21 protein-coding genes are annotated in these 20,068 nt (G+C 66.0%); 7 read left to right on the top strand and 14 right to left on the bottom strand.

The features are described from left to right. Positions 1-353: 353 nt before the first annotated feature. A complete protein-coding gene (locus J8I33_RS31830; RefSeq protein WP_050016086.1) occupies positions 354-632 on the top strand; it encodes a hypothetical protein in 279 nt (92 codons plus the stop codon). A gap of 43 nt (positions 633-675) precedes the next feature. Here J8I33_RS31830 and J8I33_RS31825 read toward each other — a convergent pair whose 3' ends face one another. Beyond that, on the bottom strand, positions 676-1,983 hold the full coding sequence (locus J8I33_RS31825) for an Nramp family divalent metal transporter (RefSeq protein WP_209939776.1): 1,308 nt from the start codon (positions 1,981-1,983) through the stop codon (positions 676-678). A 464-nt stretch (positions 1,984-2,447) separates the two neighbouring features. Between J8I33_RS31825 and J8I33_RS31820 the strand changes: the two genes are divergently transcribed. Beyond that, positions 2,448-3,356, top strand: coding sequence for a manganese catalase family protein (locus J8I33_RS31820; RefSeq protein ID WP_209939775.1), 909 nt, complete (start codon positions 2,448-2,450; stop codon positions 3,354-3,356). A gap of 162 nt (positions 3,357-3,518) precedes the next feature. On the opposite strand, the gene J8I33_RS31815 is transcribed toward J8I33_RS31820, so the two are convergent. The 3 genes from J8I33_RS31815 to J8I33_RS31805 all read right to left on the bottom strand — a co-directional run bounded on the left by J8I33_RS31815 (position 3,519) and on the right by J8I33_RS31805 (position 5,943). Next, the gene (locus J8I33_RS31815) at positions 3,519-3,806 is read right to left on the bottom strand and encodes a hypothetical protein (RefSeq protein WP_209939774.1); all 288 of its coding nucleotides are present in this window, start codon (positions 3,804-3,806) and stop codon (positions 3,519-3,521) included. Between the two features lie 116 nt (positions 3,807-3,922). Beyond that, positions 3,923-5,545: a chaperonin GroEL gene (gene groL / locus J8I33_RS31810; RefSeq protein ID WP_124595165.1), complete on the bottom strand. Its 1,623-nt coding sequence runs from the start codon at positions 5,543-5,545 to the stop codon at positions 3,923-3,925. An 80-nt stretch (positions 5,546-5,625) separates the two neighbouring features. Further along, positions 5,626-5,943, bottom strand: coding sequence for a co-chaperone GroES (locus J8I33_RS31805; protein ID WP_050016092.1), 318 nt, complete (start codon positions 5,941-5,943; stop codon positions 5,626-5,628). 215 nt (positions 5,944-6,158) lie between these two features. Between J8I33_RS31805 and J8I33_RS34670 the strand changes: the two genes are divergently transcribed. Further along, entirely contained in the window at positions 6,159-6,668 is a 510-nt protein-coding gene (locus tag J8I33_RS34670) for a hypothetical protein (RefSeq protein WP_245172609.1), read from the top strand. Beyond that, positions 6,662-6,940 (top strand): hypothetical protein, encoded by a 279-nt coding sequence (locus J8I33_RS31795; protein WP_089490227.1) that lies wholly within the window; start codon positions 6,662-6,664, stop codon positions 6,938-6,940. Before J8I33_RS34670 ends, J8I33_RS31795 begins: the two co-directional genes overlap by 7 nt. On the opposite strand, the gene J8I33_RS31790 is transcribed toward J8I33_RS31795, so the two are convergent. The 4 genes from J8I33_RS31790 to J8I33_RS31775 form a co-directional block, all read right to left on the bottom strand. Then, positions 6,898-7,761: a CoA ester lyase gene (locus J8I33_RS31790; protein WP_209939773.1), complete on the bottom strand. Its 864-nt coding sequence runs from the start codon at positions 7,759-7,761 to the stop codon at positions 6,898-6,900. The genes J8I33_RS31795 and J8I33_RS31790 overlap by 43 nt on opposite strands. A gap of 79 nt (positions 7,762-7,840) precedes the next feature. Next, positions 7,841-9,190 (bottom strand): MFS transporter, encoded by a 1,350-nt coding sequence (locus J8I33_RS31785; RefSeq protein WP_209939772.1) that lies wholly within the window; start codon positions 9,188-9,190, stop codon positions 7,841-7,843. 48 nt (positions 9,191-9,238) lie between these two features. Further along, positions 9,239-10,078: a MaoC family dehydratase N-terminal domain-containing protein gene (locus J8I33_RS31780; protein WP_050016099.1), complete on the bottom strand. Its 840-nt coding sequence runs from the start codon at positions 10,076-10,078 to the stop codon at positions 9,239-9,241. Continuing rightward, positions 10,075-11,247, bottom strand: a complete 1,173-nt coding sequence (locus J8I33_RS31775; protein WP_209939771.1) for a CaiB/BaiF CoA-transferase family protein — start codon at positions 11,245-11,247, stop codon at positions 10,075-10,077. Before J8I33_RS31775 ends, J8I33_RS31780 begins: the two co-directional genes overlap by 4 nt. A 23-nt stretch (positions 11,248-11,270) precedes the next feature. Here J8I33_RS31775 and J8I33_RS31770 point away from each other — a divergent pair, with 23 nt between their 5' ends. Both J8I33_RS31770 and J8I33_RS31765 read left to right on the top strand, forming a co-directional pair. Continuing rightward, a complete protein-coding gene (locus J8I33_RS31770) occupies positions 11,271-11,444 on the top strand; it encodes a hypothetical protein (RefSeq protein ID WP_160300523.1) in 174 nt (57 codons plus the stop codon). Position 11,445: 1 nt separating this feature from the next. Beyond that, positions 11,446-12,324 carry a LysR family transcriptional regulator gene (locus tag J8I33_RS31765; protein WP_245172608.1) on the top strand — a complete coding sequence of 293 codons (879 nt, stop codon included), beginning with the start codon at positions 11,446-11,448 and terminating at the stop codon, positions 12,322-12,324. Positions 12,325-12,377: 53 nt separating this feature from the next. Here the strand turns inward: J8I33_RS31765 and J8I33_RS31760 are convergent, their stop codons facing one another. Genes J8I33_RS31760 through J8I33_RS31750 form a run of 3 tightly spaced genes read right to left on the bottom strand, consistent with a single transcriptional unit; the run spans position 12,378 to position 15,992 of the window. After that, positions 12,378-13,349 carry a PDR/VanB family oxidoreductase gene (locus tag J8I33_RS31760; RefSeq protein ID WP_209939769.1) on the bottom strand — a complete coding sequence of 324 codons (972 nt, stop codon included), beginning with the start codon at positions 13,347-13,349 and terminating at the stop codon, positions 12,378-12,380. Positions 13,350-13,371: 22 nt separating this feature from the next. Further along, positions 13,372-14,769 (bottom strand): SLC13 family permease, encoded by a 1,398-nt coding sequence (locus tag J8I33_RS31755; RefSeq protein ID WP_209928791.1) that lies wholly within the window; start codon positions 14,767-14,769, stop codon positions 13,372-13,374. Further along, positions 14,766-15,992 carry an aromatic ring-hydroxylating dioxygenase subunit alpha gene (locus J8I33_RS31750; RefSeq protein ID WP_209928789.1) on the bottom strand — a complete coding sequence of 409 codons (1,227 nt, stop codon included), beginning with the start codon at positions 15,990-15,992 and terminating at the stop codon, positions 14,766-14,768. The genes J8I33_RS31755 and J8I33_RS31750 overlap by 4 nt, the downstream gene beginning before the upstream one ends. Before the next feature lie 274 nt (positions 15,993-16,266). On the opposite strand from J8I33_RS31750, the gene J8I33_RS31745 reads away from it, so the two are divergent. Continuing rightward, entirely contained in the window at positions 16,267-16,827 is a 561-nt protein-coding gene (locus J8I33_RS31745; protein WP_050016115.1) for a DNA-binding protein, read from the top strand. Between the two features lie 67 nt (positions 16,828-16,894). Here the strand turns inward: J8I33_RS31745 and J8I33_RS31740 are convergent, their stop codons facing one another. The 3 genes from J8I33_RS31740 to J8I33_RS31730 are packed head-to-tail and all read right to left on the bottom strand — an operon-like array spanning position 16,895 to position 20,047. Continuing rightward, positions 16,895-18,211: a hydantoinase/carbamoylase family amidase gene (locus J8I33_RS31740; RefSeq protein WP_124557028.1), complete on the bottom strand. Its 1,317-nt coding sequence runs from the start codon at positions 18,209-18,211 to the stop codon at positions 16,895-16,897. Next, positions 18,211-19,188 (bottom strand): dihydroorotate dehydrogenase, encoded by a 978-nt coding sequence (locus J8I33_RS31735; protein WP_209939768.1) that lies wholly within the window; start codon positions 19,186-19,188, stop codon positions 18,211-18,213. Before J8I33_RS31735 ends, J8I33_RS31740 begins: the two co-directional genes overlap by 1 nt. Continuing rightward, on the bottom strand, positions 19,181-20,047 hold the full coding sequence (locus J8I33_RS31730; RefSeq protein ID WP_209928783.1) for a dihydroorotate dehydrogenase electron transfer subunit: 867 nt from the start codon (positions 20,045-20,047) through the stop codon (positions 19,181-19,183). The genes J8I33_RS31735 and J8I33_RS31730 overlap by 8 nt, the downstream gene beginning before the upstream one ends. Between the last annotated feature and the right edge of the window lie 21 nt (positions 20,048-20,068).

The raw sequence follows: 20,068 nt of genomic DNA, 5'->3' as shown, positions 1-20,068 counted from the left end.
CGGCACCGGAAAGCGCGACCGGGCGCCTGACGCGAGGCTTGCAACCCTCGTGCGGCGGAGCACCACGCCCGCACACGGGTGTGTCACCGGAACGTCATTCGTGCCGACATACCATTTCCGTCGGTTGGCGCAACGCGATGCCTCCCCCGCCGATCGCCACCGGGAACGAATCGTGCTCGGGCGCCGGCCCGTCGGATTCAATTTATTTCCTTTGACGGATGCCGTATTACCGGCGAATATTCGCGTCGATCAAGTGGTTAGTACCGCTCAAAAACAAAACGAAACGATGCTCGCCCACGCAGTCGGGGACGTTACGCTGCTTCGCCAACAGATACTGAATCGAAGGGGAAGAAATGACGCCGTTTTCCCAGGATGTGAGCAAGCAAACCGCCGCCGTCTCCAAGGCAGCCACGCCGTCGCCCGTTTTCTGGAAAGCGGGGCCGATCGTCGAAGCCGCTCCGCCGGAGCCGAAATCCGCGACGCCGGACCTGCGCGATTTCTTCGCCGCCGCCGCGCTGCAGGGCTTGCTGTCGCGCGACGCCGGGCGCAACGTGTCGACGATCGCCGACTACGAATCGAAGCGCGCGGTCAGCGCCTATCGGCTCGCCGACGAAATGCTGAAAGCGCGCTGAACACGGGCTGCCGCGATCGTCCGGACGCTGACGCTCGGGCCGTTCAGTCGCCGCCCAACCGCAACGCCATCGCGCCGATCGGCCCCGCCAGCAACACGGCATTCAGCCCGACGACGACGGCAGTCGCGCCAAGCGCGGCGCAGCGCGCGATACGTCCGCTCGCGAAGGCGCCCATGACGTCACGTCGTCCGCAGAAGTAAATCAGCGCCAGCATCGGCACCGGCAGGACGACGGACAGCACGACCTGGCTGATCACGAGCGCCTGCATCGAATCGACGCCCATCCCGACGACGACGAACGCGGGCGCCATCGTGACGAGCCTGCGCAGCCAGACCGGAATCCGGAACCCGACGAAGCCCTGCATGATCATCTGCCCGGCCATCGTGCCGACGACGGAACTCGAGATGCCGGCGCTCATCAGCGACACGAGAAAGCAGGTCGCGGCGACCGGGCCGAGCAACGGGGTGAGCATCCGGTACGCCGCTTCGATTTCCACGACATCGCGATGGTCGGCATGAAACGCCGCGCTCGCCATCACGATCATGGCCATGTTGATCGCACCCGCAACGGACAGCGCGACGATCACTTCCCGATCCGAGAAGCGCACCATCATCCGGCGCTGCGCGTGGTCGAGCCCCGCCGCGCGTCGCTGCGTGAGCCCGGCGTGCAGATACAGCGCATGCGGCATGATCGTCGCGCCGACAATGCCGACCGACACCATCAACGCATCGCCGCGCGGCCATTCCGGCACGACGGCATGCCACGCGACGTCGGCCCACGCGACCGGCGCGATGAACATCTCGGCGAGATAGCAAAGACCGGTCACGCCGACGAATACGCCCACGGCGATTTCCATCGGCCGGAACCCGTTCCGGTCGGCCAGCAGGATGCCGTAGGTGGCGAGCGCCATCACGAACATCCCGGCGAAGGTCGGCAGGTCGAACAGTAACGACAGCGCGATCGCACCGCCGAGAAATTCGGCGAGCTCGGTCGCCATCGCGGCGAGTTCGCTCGCGACCCACATGGCGAACACCGGCGGCCGCGGGAAATGCATGCGGCACAGCTCCGCGAGATTCCGGCCGGTGACGATGCCGAGCTTCGCGGACAGCGACTGGAACAACATCGCGATGCCGTTCGCCATCAGCACCACCCAGAGCAGCGTGTAACCGAACTGCGCGCCGGCCCGGATGTTCGTCGCGAAATTGCCGGGGTCCATATAGGCGACCGACGCGACGATCGCCGGCCCCGCGAACGGCAGCGCCGCCCGCGGCCCGCGCCGTCGGCCGGCAAACACCTCGCGCATGTCCATCGCGGTGCGCTCCGTCGCCGCGTTCCTGTCGAGCGTCGCCATCTGCACTCCTTTTCAAAACCGCCATCACGTGCGTGCCGACGCGCCGCGCCGCACCCTTGCCCGGCGTGGTACGGCCCATGCCGCCGAAATGACAACTGCTTGAAAATCCGGCAACGAGGGCTTCAGGTCATGCGATGCGCGCTCGTATTGCCGTCGACTCCACCCTTCCCGCGTGCCGCATCCGTGCATCGACAGCGGTCCGCGCCGTTCGCGAGAAGCGACGCCTCGCGACCCGGTCGCGCCGTCTCCATCCGGCGCGCGTCCGTGCCTCGCCGGCCGTTGTCGCCTGCCGTCGCGATACGCGCGCCACTCAACGAACGCTGCCGGCGTCGACGGGAAACCGCTGCCGCTACACAGCCCGCACCAGCCAGCACCGCGCGTACCCGGCTGTGGCGGTGGCCACGGGATCGATTCGTGCTGGGTCGCCACCGCGAATGTCGCGCAACCCTTTCCATGGAGATGCCATGTTCATCCACAACACACGGCTTCAGTACACGGTGCGCGTGGGCGCGCCGAACCCCGGCCTCGCCAATCTGCTGCTCGAGCAGTTCGGCGGCCCGCAGGGCGAACTCGCCGCCGCGATGCGCTATTTCACTCAGGCGATCACCGAGGAGGATCCCGGCCGCAAGGACATGCTGCTCGACATCGCCACCGAGGAGCTGAGCCACCTCGAAGTGATCGGCTCGATGGCCGCGATGCTCAACCGCGGCGCCAAAGGCGAACTCGCCGAAGCAGTCGACGAACAGGCCGAGCTGTACCGCAAGCTGCACGGGGCGGGCAACGACAGCCACGTGACGCAGGTGCTGTACGGCGCGGGCGCGCCACTGACGAATTCCGGCGGCGTGCCGTGGTCGGCCGCGTACATCGACACGATCGGCGAACCGACCGCCGACCTGCGTTCGAACATCGCAGCCGAAGCGCGGGCGAAGATCATTTACGAACGGCTCATCAACGTGACCGACGATCCGGGCATTCGGGACGCGCTCGGCTTCCTGATGACGCGCGAGGTCTCGCACCTGAAGTCGTTCGAGAAGGCGCTGTATGCGATCACCGCGCATTTCCCGCCGGGCAAGCTGCCGCCGAAGGCGCCGTACGACAGCGTGTACTTCCGGATGCAGCCGGACGCGGCGCCGCTGGTCGGCCCCTGGAATCATGGAGAGAGTCTCGAAATCCGCGACGCCGAGCCGGCCGTCGACGGCGGCACCGGTATTGCCGAAGGGATGCTCGAGCCGCAGCAGGTGGACGCCATCGAGGCGATGGCGCAGCGGCTCGCGTCCGATCCGAACAGCGACCCGGTGACGGGCGCCGAACTGGGTGCAGGCCAGCCGGTCCCGCAGAGCCGCGCGCCCGGCAAGCCGGACGGTGGCACCTGACCGGAAGCGCGAAGACGGGCGCTCGGACATCACCGCGAGCGCCTCTTCGTTCTACTGATGATGAAATGACAACAGCCTGACGCTGCCTGCGACGAACGTTCGATGGACTGGCTGCGCGACGCGCACGCGCTCTCGCACGCTCCATCGCGTGTTCGGCGTGCGTCAGGCGCCTGCTTCGCCGGGCCCGGCCTGGTCGGTCTGGTCGGCCATCAGGTACTGGATGACCAGCGTCGGATCGGCGATGTCGAGAATCAGGCGGCGCATCACGCGCTTGCGCATATGGTCGTCATCCAGCGTCCACGGCCCCGCCGCATCGCCGAGGTAGCGGCCGATCGCGACGCGATGGTCGCCGTCCGGAGGCAGGCCGAGCCGCGCCGCGAGCAGGCCGGCGATGACGTCGTCGAGTTCGACGTGCAGCGGCCTGGAATCGATCGAGAGTTCGAGCTTCATGGTCGGTTTCGCAAACATGAAAAGGCGGCGCGGCGCGCCCCCGCTGTCGCGCGCGCCGGGAAAGGCCGCTCCGGCCAGCGGCCGTTCGACGATCGCAGGCAAGCCTGCGACGCCGGTCAGTAGCCGAGTTCGGGCGCGGGAGCCGGCTCGGCGCTGTCCTCTTTCGGCGCTTGCGCGACGGTCGCATCGGTCGTCAGCACCAGGCTCGCGATCGACGCGGCGTTCTGCAGCGCGGTACGCGTGACCTTGGTCGGGTCGACCACGCCCGCGTCCACCAGATCGCCGTACTCGCCGGTCGCCGCGTTGTAGCCGAAGGTCCCGGTGCCTTCGAGCACTTTCGACACCACGACCGACGGTTCGTCGCCCGCATTGGCCGCGATGACGCGCAGCGGCGCCTCCAGCGCGCGCAGTACGATCCGGATGCCGGCGTCCTGGTCTGCATTCGCGCCCCGCATGTCCGACAGCGCCGCGCGCGCACGCAGCAGCGCGACGCCGCCGCCCGGCACGATGCCTTCCTCGACCGCGGCGCGCGTCGCATGCAGCGCATCGTCGACGCGATCCTTCTTCTCCTTCATTTCGACCTCGGTGACCGCGCCGACCTTGATCACCGCCACGCCGCCCGCGAGCTTCGCGACACGCTCCTGCAGCTTCTCGCGATCGTAGTCGCTCGTCGCTTCGTCGATCTGCACGCGAATCGACTTCACGCGCGCGTCGATGCGCGCCGCATCGCCCGCGCCGTCGATGATGATCGTATCGTCCTTGCGCACCTCGACGCGCTTCGCGCTGCCAAGATCCTCGAGCGTGGCCTTGTCGAGCTGCTTGCCGGTTTCCTCCGAGATGACCGTCGCGCCGGTCAGGATCGCGAGATCCTCGAGCATGGCCTTGCGTCGGTCGCCGAAGCCCGGCGCCTTGACGGCGACGACCTTCAGGATGCCGCGCATCGAGTTCACCACGAGTGTCGCGAGCGCTTCGCCTTCGACATCCTCGGCGACGATCAGCAACGGCTTGCCGGCCTTGGACGCCGCTTCGAGGATCGGCAGCAGGTCGCGGACACTGGAGATCTTCTTGTCGTGCAGCAGAATCAGCGCATCGTCGAGATAGGCCGCCTGCTTCGCCGGATCGTTGATGAAATACGGGCTCACGTAGCCGCGATCGAACTGCATGCCTTCGACCACGTCGAGTTCGTTCTCCAGCGACTTGCCGTCCTCGACGGTGATCACGCCGTCCTTGCCCACTTTCTCCATCGCGTCGGCAATGATCTTGCCGATCGCCTCGTCCGAGTTCGCGGAAATCGCGCCGACCTGCGCGATTTCCTTGTGGGTCGAAATCGGCCGGGACAGCTTGCGCAGCTCGTCGAGCACCGCGCCGACGGCCTTGTCGATGCCGCGCTTCAGATCCATCGGATTCATGCCGGCCGCGACGTGCTTCATGCCCTCCTGCACGATCGCCTGCGCGAGCACGGTGGCGGTGGTCGTCCCGTCGCCGGCCACGTCGGCGGTCTTGGATGCGACCTCCTTGACGATCTGCGCGCCCATGTTCTCGAAGCGGTCCTTCAACTCGATTTCTTTCGCGACCGACACGCCGTCCTTCGTGATCACGGGCGCGCCGAAGCCGCGTTCAATCACGACGTTGCGGCCTTTCGGGCCGAGCGTCACCTTCACCGCGTCGGCCAGCACGTTCACGCCCTTGACGATCTGCTGGCGCGCGCCATCGCGGAATTTCACGTCTTTTGCAGTCATTTTCTTGCTCCGGATACAGTCGTTGAACGGGATGCCGCGCGCATCGGGCAATCACCCGTGCGGCGCGGTCGAATCGGCATTCAGGCCGCTTTCCTGGCCGCCGGCGATTCGGGTTCGAGTACGCCCATGACGTCCTCTTCGCGCATCACGAGCAGTTCCTCGCCGTTCACCTTCACGGTCTGGCCTGCATATTTGCCGAAGAGAACCTGGTCGCCGACCTGGAGCTGCAGCGGGCGCTGCGAGCCGTCCTGGAGCAGCCGGCCGCTGCCGACCGCCATCACTTCACCCTGCTCGGGCCGTTCGGCGGCCGAATCGGGAATCACGATGCCGGAGGCCGTCGTCCGCTGCTGTTCGATTCGCTTGACGATAACCCGGTCGTAGAGGGGACGAATCTGCATTTTCATCTCCTGAGCGATGAGATCACCTGGAAAAGGGAATCCGCTGGCGCGTGCATGCGCAAGGGCTGCGCTGCGCCCGCGTGCCATCGATTGGCGAAAAGCGAAATAGTGGCGCGGGAAGCGTGCTTCAAGAGGGTGAAAAAAGGACGTTTGTAACAAAATGTTTCAACGCGGAATGGACTGTTTGATGATCGGCGGTTGTCTCGCGACGAGCCATGCGAATCGTCGCGAAGCGGCGCTTGAAATCCGCGCTTCCCATCCTATTTTGGGTAGCGCTCAAGCAGCCGCGGCTTATGCGCTGCGTGTTTCGATTGGTTTGTCAACGAGGCCTCTCGTGGATCGACGAACTGGAGCGCGTGGTCCGGTTTGTCCTCCGTGCGAGGTTCAACCCGGAGCGAATCATGAACGATCCTTTCTTTATCTTCGATCGGCTGCCGGAGGTTGGCCGCCGACCGCGACGCGCCGACCGCGTCGTCACGGGCCTGCCGGTCGGCCTGCGGGCGGCGCGCAACGGCACGCGTCGCTTCGCGCCGACCGGCGCTCGCGTACGTGCTGTGCGCAAGCCGTTCGCGTTGCGCGGCGCGCCCCAACCCGCCGCGATCGGCCGACCGAAGCCGCCGCGCCGTCGGATCGCCGCGCGCGGACGCGTGGTGCACCCTGTTTCGTTTTTCTGGATCGCGCCCGCTATGGGCGGCGCCGTACGCGACGGGGGGCGGCCATGCTGAGCCCGCATGAATTCGCGACGCTGATGCTGGTGTGCCAGGCGCCGGATCAGCTCGACATGAATCGCGCCGAACTCGATGCGTTGCTCGAACGGCAACTCGTCATGCTCGAACATGGCGCCCCCGGCCGCCGACGCGCGTATCTGACGAAGAAAGGCCGATCGATTCTCCATGCGCTCGGGGCCGACATCGCTTCCCGCCTGAGCCATGGGTCGACGACGGAGCGCGGCGGTCAAGGCGAAGCGCCCGCCGCGCCATCGGACGACGCCGGATGACGCGGCTCGGTCGCCGATTCGGCGACCGAACTGCTTACGATGTCATTCGCTTTGGCAATGACAGGGGCGTCCACCATTTTTCCATCGACGCTAATGGCCGAGCCGTCGCTTTCCTGAACGGCAGAAAGGACGCGGTGCGCCCACTCGATCTCTTCCAGGCAAGGGCGGAGAGCCGCGTGTACATGCTCGATTTGTTTGGGGTGGATGCACAGCTTGCCCCTGAAACCGAGATTGCGAGCTCGAACCGTATCCCGACGGATCCTCTGAGCATCATCGATTGCTGCAGTGACTCCGTCCACGGGCGCCGCGATGCCGGCAATCCGTGACGCTATGGTCAGTTGCGAGCGGAAGTACACGAGCTCATCGCCATCACCTTGAATACCGGTGTCGACCTGAAAGTCCAAGGTTCCGAACAGAAGGCGCTCGACTTTCGGCACCTTCGCAAGCGAGCGGAGGTCATCAAATGCAACCGCGGTCTCGATGAGCGGCAGCAGTGCCGCTTCATCGGAGATCTCGTTCGCAAGGTTCGACAGCAGGTCGGCTCGCTCAGCCTTGGGGACGACGATGCCCTGGAGGCTCCGACACGTCCGAAGAGCCGCTATATCGTCCTTGTACCACTCGGTATCCACCGCGTTCGCTCTCACATACGCTCGTCCACCATTCCTGAGCCACGACATGACGGCATCACGAGCCTGCGCTTTTGCGGTGGGTGGCACCGCGTCTTCGAGGTCAATGATTACCGCGTCTGCGCCCGCAGCGCACGCTTTGTCGAATCGTTCCGGTCGATTGCCGGGAACGAACAAATAGGATCTCGGATACATACGATTTGTCCAGGGGCTGAGCTTGCGTCTTGCAAGCCGCAAGAGGCATCGGTCTTCCGACGCGAGCATCGTGATGAGCTTAGCGAGCGACCTCTGCGAGACGCTCTGATACCGACTTCTGTTCGACAGTCTTTTGCCTGCCAAGGAAGAACGCCGCGCACGCGCTGACGACAGACATGGCCGCGAGAAAAGCGGCAACGGCGTAGGCGGAATGGAACATCTGAAACAGCCAGAGCGAAATCATCGGTGCGGGGCCGCCGGCAATAATCGACGCGCCTTGGTATCCAAGCGACGCACCGCTGTAGCGAATGCCGGGAGGAAACGACTCGGCAATGAAAGCGGCCTGCGACCCGTAGAGCGCCGCGTGAATGACCATGATGACGACCGTGCCTGCAATGACGGCGAGCGGAATCTTCGTATTGAGCAAGGCGAAGTACGGGAAAGCGAACAACATCATGCAGATGGCTGCCGACATGTAGGTCTTCCGACGGCCGATACGGTCCGCCAGATGCCCAAAGTACGGCAACGCGAAACACGCGACGACAGCAGCAATCAACACCGCGTTCAGGATGAACGCCTTGCCGAGGCCAAGGTTCTTCGAACCGTACAGCATGGCAAACGACGTGAGCATGTAGAACGCAGCCTGTTCGCCGGGACGGACGAGCGCCGAAAGCAATATCGCCTTCCACTCGGTTCTGATGGCTTCCCGAATCGGACTCCTGGTGCGATCGATCGACTTGTTGGCCTCGACGAAATCCCGGGTCTCCGGCACGCCCATACGAATCAGCAGGCCGAACACCAAAAGCACGCCGCTTGCATAGAAGGGAACGCGCCAGCCAAATTCCATCAGCGAGTCGCCGCTCCAGCGGCTGCAGACGCTCCACACGAGCACCGAGATAACGAGGCCGAGAGGAACGCCAACATTCGGCAACGACGCCATGAAGCCGCGACGCTTGCCTTGATGACTTTCCATTGACAGGAGGACAGCGCCACCCCACTCGCCGCCCACGCCGATTCCCTGGAGGAACCGAAGTCCGATCAGAAGCCAGCCGGCAGCGGGTCCAATCTGTTGCGAGGTGGGCAGTAACCCCACGAACAACGTCGCAACGCCCATCAAGGTCAGCGTGGCGACGAGCGTCGATTTGCGGCCGACACGGTCACCCATGTAACCGAAAATGGCTCCGCCCAACGGGCGCGACAGAAAGCCCACGAAAATCGTGGCGAACGACTCCATGAGGCCTTCCGAGCTGCCGTGTGCAAAGAAAAGCTTCGGGAAAACGAGCGCGGCTGCGGTGCCGTAGATGAAGAAGTCGTACCATTCGATCGTGGTGCCAATGACACTTGCGATTGCGGCGCGGCGCTCGATGCGCTTTGAGTCTTTCGACAGGGTCGAGGCATCGGCCTGACCGAGAGGGGCGTTCGGGTGCATCCATGTCTCCAATCTTGAAAAATTTTGTCGAGGCAAATTTGTGTGCGTTCAGAACGAGGCTTCGGCTCGCATGGACACTGCACCGCCGGGCAGGCTCACCCAAACGACGAGTGGGTCGCCGTCTGGCGCGGCGTTGAACTCCAATTCGTTGCCCAGCACCGACGGCTGAATGCCGCGATAACGAAAGTGCTTCAGGCGACGTCCGCTCACTTCCTCCGCGAAGCTTGCAAGGAGCGTTGCATTGAGGGGCCCGTGAATCACGAGATTCGGATAGCCCTCGACCGCTCGGCAGTAGTCCGCGTCGTAGTGAATGCGGTGGCCATTGAACGTCAGCGCGGAGTAGCGGAACAGCATCGTCGAATCGGGTTTCACTCGACGCGTCCGCTGCGGTTGGGGCATGTCCGTTTGCGCAGGCGTGGCGCCGCCCTTCGACGCTTCCTTGTAGACAATGTCGTGGTGCTCGGTGACAAGCACCTTCCCTTCGCGCACGACTTCATGCAGGACGGTCACGAAGACGAGTTCGCCGCTTCGTCCTTGTTTGTGCTCGACCGATGCGATGCTCGAACGCTTTTCAACTTCCGCGCCAAGCGGCAGGTCGCCATGAAATTCGAGCTTGCCCCCGGCCCACATGCGGTTCGGCAACGGGACGGGAGGCAGGAAGCCGCCTCTTGCGGGGTGCCCGTCTCGACCGAGCGCCGAAGGTGCGTCGCCACTCAGGAAATAGAGCCAATGCCAAAGCGGGGGCAATCGTGCGCCGTCGACGAAGTCGGACTGAGGCATTCCGAGGGTCGCGGCCATCAGTCGCGCGTGACGCGACGACAGGACGTCACGGTCGGACTGGCTCTTGCCGATCCATTCGCGGAGGTGGGCAATGTCGACGACGCTCATGCGAATTCTCCCACTTGTTTCGTGGCGAACTCGGCGCGAATCCGCTCGGTGTGTTCTCCCAACTTAGGTGCTGCATCAAAGTGTTGGCTGTCCCACGGCGCGCGAACCGCCGGCGCAATCATTCGCAATGCTTCGCCGTCGACTGTCATCGGCCACGTCCGCAACGCGGGGTGTTCAGCCATCTGGGCAACCGAGCGAACCTGACCATACGCGGTGTTCGAGATTGACAGGCGTTGAAGTGCTTCGCTGGAGTCGACCTTCGCGAATGCGTCGGCAATCACCCGTTCGAGGGCTGCGCGGTTTTGCACGCGATTCGTGTTGGACGAGAAGCGCGCGTCTTCCGCCACGTCCGGTTGCTGGAGGAACGCCGAGCAGAACTGACGCCACTCGCGCTCGTTTTGAATGCTGATGACGATTTCGTCACCGTCCTTGGTCTTGAACGCGCCATACGGCGCAATGGAAGGATGCTTCAGCCCCTGGCGTGCAGGTGCTCCATTTCCGTAAACGTGGTGTACGTAGGGGATCGTCATCCAGTCCGCCGCACCGTCGAACAAGGAAACCGAGACACCCGATCCCTTGCCGGTGCTCGAGCGAAGCGCGAGAGCCGACAGCACCGCAATGGTCGCGTTCATCCCCGCGCCAATGTCGCAGATGGAAACGCCAACGCGCCCACATGCATCCGGTGCGCCGGTGATACCCGCCAGACCGCTTTCGCACTGCACGAGAAGGTCGTACGCCTTGAGATGGCTCGCAGCGTTGTTCGTGCCGTAGCCGCTGATATCGCAGGTGATCAGACGCGTGTGCATTTCACGCAGTCGTTCGCTGCCGAATCCGGCTCTATCCAATGCGCCGGGCGCCAGGTTTTGAATGAAGACATCGGCCTCCGCGATAAGCCGATGCAGGAGGGCGGCGTCATCGGCGTCCTTGAAGTCCAGCACGACCGATTCCTTGCCGCGATTTGTCCAGACAAAATACGACGATTGACCGTTCGCGGCCGCGTCGTAGCCACGCGCAAAATCGCCTTCCGCGCGTTCGATCTTGATGACCCGCGCCCCCATTTCCGCTAGGCGTCCTGTGCACAAAGGCGCCGCCAGCGCTTGTTCGATGGAGACGACGACGACGCCGGCGAGTGGCTTCGCCGAGGATGCTTCACCCACTGATGCGACCATCACTGCCTTCCCGAGTTAGGTTGATGGCGACCAGTATCGGAAAACGCGGCGGTCGATTACAGCGAGATTTCACGAAAGGATCGTTCGGAATTAACGAAATCGTGCAATGCAGCAATTTGCGTACCGCAAGCTGGCGAGTGCTGCTGTGCTATAAAGCGGGCGTCATCTTCGCCAAATTCGAACACGATGAGCTATGACTTGACTGACCTGAAGGTGTTCGTCGCCGTCGCCGAAGAAGGCAACGTCTCGCGCGGCGCCGAACGCTGCCACCTTGCGCCATCGTCTGCGAGCCTTCGCGTGAAGAATCTTGAAGACTCGGTAGGGGTGACGTTGCTGAGTCGGCATCCGAGAGGCGTCGCGCTGACGGCGGCGGGCCAGGTTCTCGTGGAGCACGCACGGCGTTGTCTCGCTCAACTCGACCAAATGCGCTCGGATCTTTTGCCTTTCACCGAGGGAATGACCGGGCACGTCACCGTATTCGCCAACAACAACGCGATCAGCTCCCATCTGCCGGACGACCTCGCTCGTTTCTTCGCGGCGTTCCCGAGCGTGCGCATCACACTGGAAGAACGACTGAGTCACGACATCGTCGCCGCGGTGGTGGCCGGTCGAGCGGATGTCGGTGTCGTGGCCTTGGATTCCGGGCATTCGGCGCTGCGATTCGTACCGTACAAGAAGGACCAGTTGGTCTTGCTCGCGCCTGTGACGCACGCGCTCGCCACGCAGAGCGAAGTCAGCTTCGAGGCGTGCCTGGGTCAGCCGTTCATTAGTCTGCAATCAGGGGCGGCGCTGCACACGTTTCTGGTGAACCATGCCGCCGCGCTGGATGGACGACTCGACATTCGCGTGCAGGTATCCGGTTATCGGGCTATCGCTCGCCTCGTATCGTCGGGAGCTGGAATAGGTATCGTTCCGCGAACGGCGATCGAATCATCGGATGAGGGAAAGATCGCGGTCATCCCGCTGATCGAGCCTTGGTCTCAGCGTAACCTGCACGTATGCGTACAGCGCAGTCCGGCAGAGAAGAACCTGTACCGAGACAAGTTGGTCGACATGCTGTGCCATGCTTCGGAGTGATTCGCCGAAAAATAAAACAAGTACATCGGCCTCACTCAGCGCTCCGTGACGGCTCAGAGATCCAGCACCAGCCGTTCGCCGCGGCATCGCGACACGCACGGCATCATGCAGTCGTTGCGGGCCTTTTCCGCCGCGCTCAGGAACGCGTCCCGATGATCGGGCGTGCCCGCGAGCACGGTCGTCCGGCATGCGCCGCACACGCCCGCCTCGCACGACGTGGCGACCGCGATGCCGTGCTCGTACAGCACATCGGTGATCGACTGTCCCGGCGGCACGAGCAGCGCGCGCTGCGAGCGCGCGAGCTCGATCCGGAACGCATCGGCCCCGCCGTCGGCAGGCTCCGCGGCTGGCGCGGAAAAATACTCGTGATGAAGCCGCGCATCGCCGAGCGCCGGGCGAGCGATCGCGTCGACGGCCGCCATGAACGGTGCCGGTCCGCAGAAATACAGATGCGAGCGCGAATCCATCGCGCCGACGATCGTCGCGATCGCGTCGCGGGTCGCGTCGGGCGTCAGCCCCGTGTGCACCGTCGCGACGTCCGCGAGCCGCGACGCGAGCGTCGCCCCGTACGCGGCCGCGTCGGCCGAACGCACGAAGTAGTGGAACGCGAGCGGCCGCCCCGCGCGCATCAGGCTGTGCGCCATCGCGAGTAACGGCGTCACGCCGATCCCGGCGGCGAGCAGCACGGCCGGGCTGTCGTCCGGCGCGAGCGGGAAGTAATTCAGCGGCGCGCCGATCCGCAGCACATCGCCTACCCGGATCGCATCGTGCACGTGCGCGGAGCCGCCGCTCGACGCCGGCTCGCGCTTGATCGCGATCTCGTACACGCCGCGCTCGACCGGATCGTTGCACAGCGAATACTTGCGCGTGAGCCCGTCGCGCAGATGCAGGTCGATATGCGCGCCGGCCTCGAACGCGGGCAGGGGGAGACCCGGCGCGTCGCTGACGAGCCGCAGCGAAATCACGTCGCACGCGACGCGCTCGCGCGCAATCACGCGCGCGGCAAGCAGATCGTTTTCGATCATTGGATTCACCGTTCAGGAAAACTCACAGCAGCCCGATCAGCCGCCACCACAACGCATTGATCGGGATCACGAACACCACGCCCAGCAGCGCCGTCGCGATGCAGTACCGGAGCACCGCCCCCCGGTCCAGCTGCGCGAGCGCGTTGCCGAACACGATCGGCGGCGACTGGTACGGCAGGACCGTGGTCGCATAGCCCATCACCTGCGCGAGCAGGCCGGCCTTCAGGTGCAGCCCCTGCGCGAGCAGGCGCGACACGATCGGCACGTATAGCGCCGGTTCCGCATTCGACGTGACCGCGAAGCAGACGACGATCGACAGCGCGGTCAGCGCGAAGTACATGAGCATCGGGCTGTCGCGCAGCGCGTCGAGCGCGAGCGTGTCCGGCACGCGCATGTCGAGATGGTTGACGAGCGCGGTCAGCCCGATGATCGCCGCGATGAACCACAGCAGGTCCATCTTCAGCGTCGCGGTGAAGCGCTCGAGCTGTGCGGGCGGCGACGTGCCGAAGTAGACGAGCGCGAAGCCGAGCCCGACCCAGCCGGGCGCGATGCGATGCACGGCGTCGGTGAACCAGAACGCGAGCGTGATCGCCAGCAGCACGATCGCGTGCCATTCGCGGCGGCCGAGCGCGACGCGCGCCGCCGGTATCTCGACTTCGCCGACCGTATCCGCGAACAGCCACCAGGACGCGAACACCAGCACCGCGCCGCGCACGATCACGCCGGCCGGAAAGAACAGCAGCAGATACTCGGAGAAGCGCAGATGCATCCCGTGCGACTGCTCGAGAATTCCCGCCATGATCACGTTCGGCAGGTTCGCGGGCAGCACCGCGGCAGCCAGCTCGTACGAGCCGACGATCACGAGCAGCAGGATGCCGCGCCGCCCGTTCGCGTGCGCGCCGAGCTTCACGACGTCGCAGTAGCCGATCGCGATCGGAATCAGGATCGCGATCCGCCCGAACGTCGACGGCATCACGAGCGACAGCAGGAAGCTCAGCGTCGCGAATGCGAGCAGCGCCTTCAGATACGAGCCGCCGATCCGGCGCGCGAGCGCGATGCCGATCCGTTCGCTCAGGCCGCTCTCCTTCAGCGCGAAGCCGATCGCCGCGCCGCTGAACACGAGCCAGAACGCGCTCGACCCGAAGCCGGAGAAGATCTCGGCGGTGGGCACCGGCGTGCAGGTCGCCGCGAGGAAGAAAAACAGCAGCGACACCCACAGGCTCGCGACCGCGCCGGTCGCCCACAGCACGATGCAGGTGAACACGATCGCGACGATGCGTGCGTCGCCGGCCGACACCGTGCCGCGCGCGCCGAGCGCGGCGACGCTCGCGAGCCCCGCCGCGAGCAGCGCAACCGTGACGCGGCCGGCCGTCAGCATGCCGGCGCCGCGGCCCGGCCCGCCGAGCGCACCGCCGCTCAAGCGCGCATCACCGGCGAGTTCGCCGGGATCTCGTACTCGACGTGCGACTCGTCGAAGATGTCGCCGAATTCGCGCTGCTGGCGGAACGTCGGGTCCGGCGCGCAGCTCATCGGCAGATAGCCGCCCATCCACGCGCGCAGGTCGGTCACGTCCGGCGCGCCGCCGTACACGTTCGCGACCGGCCGCTCGCCGCGCGCGACCGCGTCGATCTGCTCCTGCAGCATCTGGCGGAACATCACGATGCCGCGATCGGACGCGCCGAGGTTCTCGCGCGAACGATCGAAGATCGGGCCCTGCGTCTCGACCGCCATCGCATCCTGGCTCATGAACGTGTCCATCAGGTAGCGGCCCGCCGCGTCGGTGCGCGCCGGCTGCCGGACGATCTTCGGCGCCTCGTGAGCGGGCGGCTGCGCGCCGTCCGCGTTCGGCGTGAACGACACCCAGACGATCCGCGTCGTCGTATCGTCGACCGGCACGCGCCAGTGCATCTCGGTCATGATCCGCAGCATGTTCGGGAACACCATCAGGTTGCCCCAGCCGCGGCCCTCGCCTTCGTATTCCCAGCTCTTCACGATGCCCCAGTCGAAGCGCTGGAAGCCGAACCGCTTGAACGGCTTGCCGAAGCCGGACGCGTCGCGCATGCCGAGGCGCTCGAAGTATTTCGAGTGCGTATAGAAGGTGTGCGTGACGTCGACCGCGTTTTCCTGCACCTGGAACCAGTTGCACGCGAGATCGTCCTGCACCTCGAAATGGCGGACGCCGTCGTTGCGCACGAGGATGTCCCAGTTCGGAAACGCGGGCTTGTGCTCCGCCGGCCCCATGTACGCGAAGATCAGCCCGCCGCATTCGTGCGTCGCATAGCTGTCGATCAGCTTCTTGCAGACGCGGCTCGCCTTCGCCGATTCGAACGGCCGCTCCACGCATTCGCCGGCCGCGTTGTACTGCCAGCCGTGATACGCGCAGCGGATCGTGGCTTCCTCGACGAAGCCGTACAGCAGCGATGCACCGCGATGCGGGCAACGCTCCTGCACGAGCAGCACGCCGCCGTTGCCGGTGCGCGCGAGCACCAGATCCTCGCCGAGAATCCGCACGCGTTTCGTCTGGCCGGCTTCGGCCAGCTCCGACGAATAACCGACCGGATGCCAGTAGCGACGCAGCAACTCGCCGCACGGCGTGCCGGGCCCCACGCGGGTCAGCAATTCGTTGGTGGCGTGGTCAAGCATGAATACACCTCTCTCTCAGGTTGTAGCGGGCTGTATCGCCCCGGAGACGGCTGCGTACCGGCGAACCCTCGAGTCGCGATACGTCCGTCGATAAATCTATTTTTTTAGACTAAATAAAGTGAAGGAAAAATGCAAGGCGGAAAAATCCACAATTTTCAGCCCGTCATCGCCGCCGCATCACCAGAAATCGGTCGATGTGTATAATTAAAAAGACGAACGGTGCGCGCGATCGCCGAGATCGACACGCCGCGCGTCGGCCAACCAGGAGGACAAGATGGCGATCATTGGCGTGATGGGCTCGGGCAAGAACGAATGGCCGGAGTGGGCGACGCCGCTCGGAACGTGGATCGCCGCGCAAGGATTCGACCTGCTGACCGGCGCCGGCCGCGGCGTGATGCTGTCGGTCGCGCGCGCCTACGCGACGACGCCGGGGCGCCGCGGCCGCTCGATCGGCATCGTGCCGAGCGAAGCGCACCCGCTGTTCGGCTTCGTGCCGATCGCCGGCTATCCGAATCCGTTCATCGACCTGCCTATCGTCACGCCACTGCCGCGCAAGGAAGCTGACGCGCCGGACGACGCATTGAGCCGCAACTACGTGAACGTGCTGACGAGCGACGTCGTCGTCGCGCTACCGGGGAGCAAGGGCACGCTCGACGAGATCCGCCTCGCGACGCGCTTCGCAAAGCCGTTGATCTGCACCGGGCCCGCGAGCGCGTTCGATGGCGTCGCGGCCGGCACGCGCATCGTGTCGGCGCTCGATGACGTCTATGCATTCGTGCTCGCGCACGTGAACCGCGCGGCGGGCGGCGCAGGCGCACACGTTCCGTCGGCGTGAACCGCACGCGTTCCGGCTCCACGGCGCGTCGGCCGCCATCGCTTCCCGTCGCTTCCCGTATTGCCGGTCACAGCCGCGCAATCGTGTCGGCGAGCACGCGCACGCCCAGCATGAAATCATCGATCGACATCGCCTCGTGCGGGTTGTGCGATCCGTGATCGTTGCGCACGAACAGCATCCCGCTCGGCACGCCCGCGTTCGCGAACAGCGCCGCGTCGTGGCCCGCGCCGCTCGGCAGCGTCGCATACGGCACGTCGAGCCGCGTGCACGCGTCGGCAAGCGCGGCGCGCAGGGTGGCATCCATCCGCGCCGGCGCGCTCGCCAACCGTCGGTCGAAATCGAATCGCACGCCACGCTCGCGCGCGATCGAATTGCATTCGGCGATCAGCAGCTCATGGAAGACGTCGAGCGTCTCCGTGCTCTCGCTGCGCGCCTCGAAGCTGAAATGCACCTGGCCGGGAATCCGCGAAATCGAATGCTCGTCCTGGTCGGTCGACACGATGCCGGTCGTCACGACGAGATCGATGTTGCGTTCGAGCAGCCGGCGCCAGTGCTCGTCGAGCCGCGTGATCAGCTCGGCGACCGCGAAGATCGCGTCGTGCCGCAGGTCGCGCGGCACCGCGCCGGAGTGGCCGGCCTCGCCGATGCAGCTGATGGAGTTGTGCCGCACGTTGCCGCGAATGCCGGACACGACCGCGACCGGCAGCCCGCGCGCGACCATCACAGGCCCCTGCTCGATGTGGAGCTCCAGATACGCATGCGCGCGCCGCACGTCGAACAGCGGCTTGCGCGCCCGCACCGCGTCGATGTCGACGCCCGCCGCCGCCATGCAATCGGCCAGCGGGCGGCCGGTGCTGCGATGCTTCATCGCGAGATCGTCCGGCGTCAGCCGGCCGAACAGCGCGCTCGATCCCATGTAGGCCTTGCCGAACCAGGCGCTCTCTTCGCCGCGCAGCGCGATCACGTTCAACGGGTGCGGCGACGCGCGGCCGCCGCGCCGTTGCGCGACGAGGCACAGCAGCCCCGCGACGATGCCCGCGAGCCCGTCGTAGTTGCCGCCATGCGGCACCGAGTCGAGATGCGAGCCGACCCAGATCGCACGCGCATGCGGGTCCGCGTCGGGCAGGCTGAAGACCAGGTTGGCCGCACGGTCCACGCGCACCGCGATGCCCTCGCGTTCGGCGTGCGCCGCCAGCCGCTGCGCGGCCGCCGTTTCGCTGTCGCCGTAGCTCTCGCGCGTGACGCCGACGCCGTCCGCCGACAGCACGCGGATCTCGTCGAACCACTGCTCGGCGAGCGCCGTCAGTTCGGCAAGCGGCAGCGCCGCCGCGTCGTGCACTTCGAGGTCCGCCGGCGCGTCCGGCCTGTCGGTATGCGCGTTCATCACGCCCCCGCCGTCGTGCCGCCCGCGCGCGCCGGCGCCGCGCAAAAGCGCTGCCAGCGCTCGCTCAGCTCCGGGTCGAGCCTGACCTGCCCGGTCAGCGACGCGATCGCGCCGACGCCCTCGTCCGCGCAAAACTGCTCGAGCCCGTCGATGATCGTGCGCATCACGCCCGGATCGCGGAACGACGCCGTGCCCACCTGCACCGCGCTCGCGCCGGCGAGCAGGAACTCGATGGCGTCGGCGGCGCTCCGGATGCCGCCGCAGCCGATCACCGGAATCGACACGGCGCGATAGCACTGGTGGACGAGCCGCAGCGCGATCGGCTTGATCGACGGCCCGGACAGGCCGCCCATCACGTTGCCGAGCGACGGCCGGCGCGTGCGCACGTCGATCGACATGCCGAGCACCGTGTTGCCCATCACGATCGCATCGGCGCCCGCGTCCTGTGCCGCTTGCGCGATCTTCGCGATGTTGCCCGCGTTCGGCGTCAGCTTCACCCACAGCGGATGCCCGGTGCGCATGCGGATCGCGTCGACGACCTGCCACGTCATGCCCGCGTCCATCCCGAACGCCATGCCGTCCGCCTCGAGATTCGGGCACGAGATGTTCGCCTCGATCGCCGCGACGTCCGGCCGCGACAGCGCCTCGCACGCGCGCGCGAACGCGTCCGCCGTATCGGCGGACACCGACGCGACGACCGGCGTGCCGTGGCCCGTGTACGCGGGCAGCACGTGTTCGAGATAGTCGTCGATGCCGCGGCTCGGAATGCCGATCGAATTCAGCATGCCGTCACCCGCGTCGGCGACACGCGGCGTCGGGTTACCCGGGCGGCTGACGGGCGACACGCTCTTGATCACGAGCGCGCCGAGCCCGGTCAGGTCGAGCGCATCGCGATACTCGATCGCGAAACAGCCGGATGCCGGCATCACGGGATTGCGCAGGCGCAGTTCGCCCACGCGTACGCTCAGGTCAGCCAACTTCCACCTCCCCCTCCGTCACCACGTCGCGAATCGCGAATACCGGTCCCTCGCGGCACACGCGCCGGAATGCGCGGGTCGCGCCGTCGTCGAACATCCGCACGCACGACAGACAGACGCCCATCCCGCATGCCATCCGCTGCTCGAGCGCGACCTCGCCGCGCATCGACGGATGGTCGGCGAGCACGCGCTGCAGCAGCGCGAGCAACCGTTGCGAGCCGCACGTGTAGACCGCGTCCGGCCGATCGCGCGCGATTCTCGCGCGCAGCAGCGCGTCCACGTTCGCGACCGCCGACGAGCCGTCGCTGTCGAACACCGCATGCACGTCGGCCGGCGCGCCGCGCAGGAATTCCGCGGTCATCAGGTCGTCCGGCGTGCGCGCCGACATCACGACCGTCAGCGCAAGGTCCGCCCGCGCCGCGCGCTGCACGAGCGGCGCCATCGTCGCGAGACCGACGCCGCGCGCGACGAGCAGCAGCCGTCGCGCATCGGCGTCGAGCGTGAACGGGCGGCCGAGCGGCCCGACGATCGACAGCCGCGCGCCGACGCCGAGTTGCGCGAGCGCACGCGTGCCTTCGCCGGTGACGTTGTACAGGAACTCGATTTCGCCGGCGCCGGGGCCGACGCCGTACACGCTCATCGGGCGCGGCAGGAATGGCCGGTGCAGATCGCTGACGGGGCAGACGAGCTGATAGAACTGGCCGGCCTGCGTGACGCTCGCGAGCGGCGCGTCGGCGCGCACGCGCAGATAGCGATAGCGCCGGTTCACCGCGCGATGCGCGACCACGTCGCACGCGTGCGTGGCGACCGTGGCCGCCCACGGCTGCGCGCAGGCGCGCGCCCCGTCGATCACGTCCATCGTTCTCTCCTCGTTACGGTT

The sequence above is a fragment of the Burkholderia sp. AcTa6-5 genome (assembly GCF_017815075.1).
Classification (GTDB): Bacteria; Pseudomonadota; Gammaproteobacteria; order Burkholderiales; family Burkholderiaceae; genus Burkholderia; species Burkholderia sola.
The sequence above is the reverse complement of the archived record's forward strand: the minus strand, read 5'-3'. Positions and strand labels throughout refer to the sequence as shown.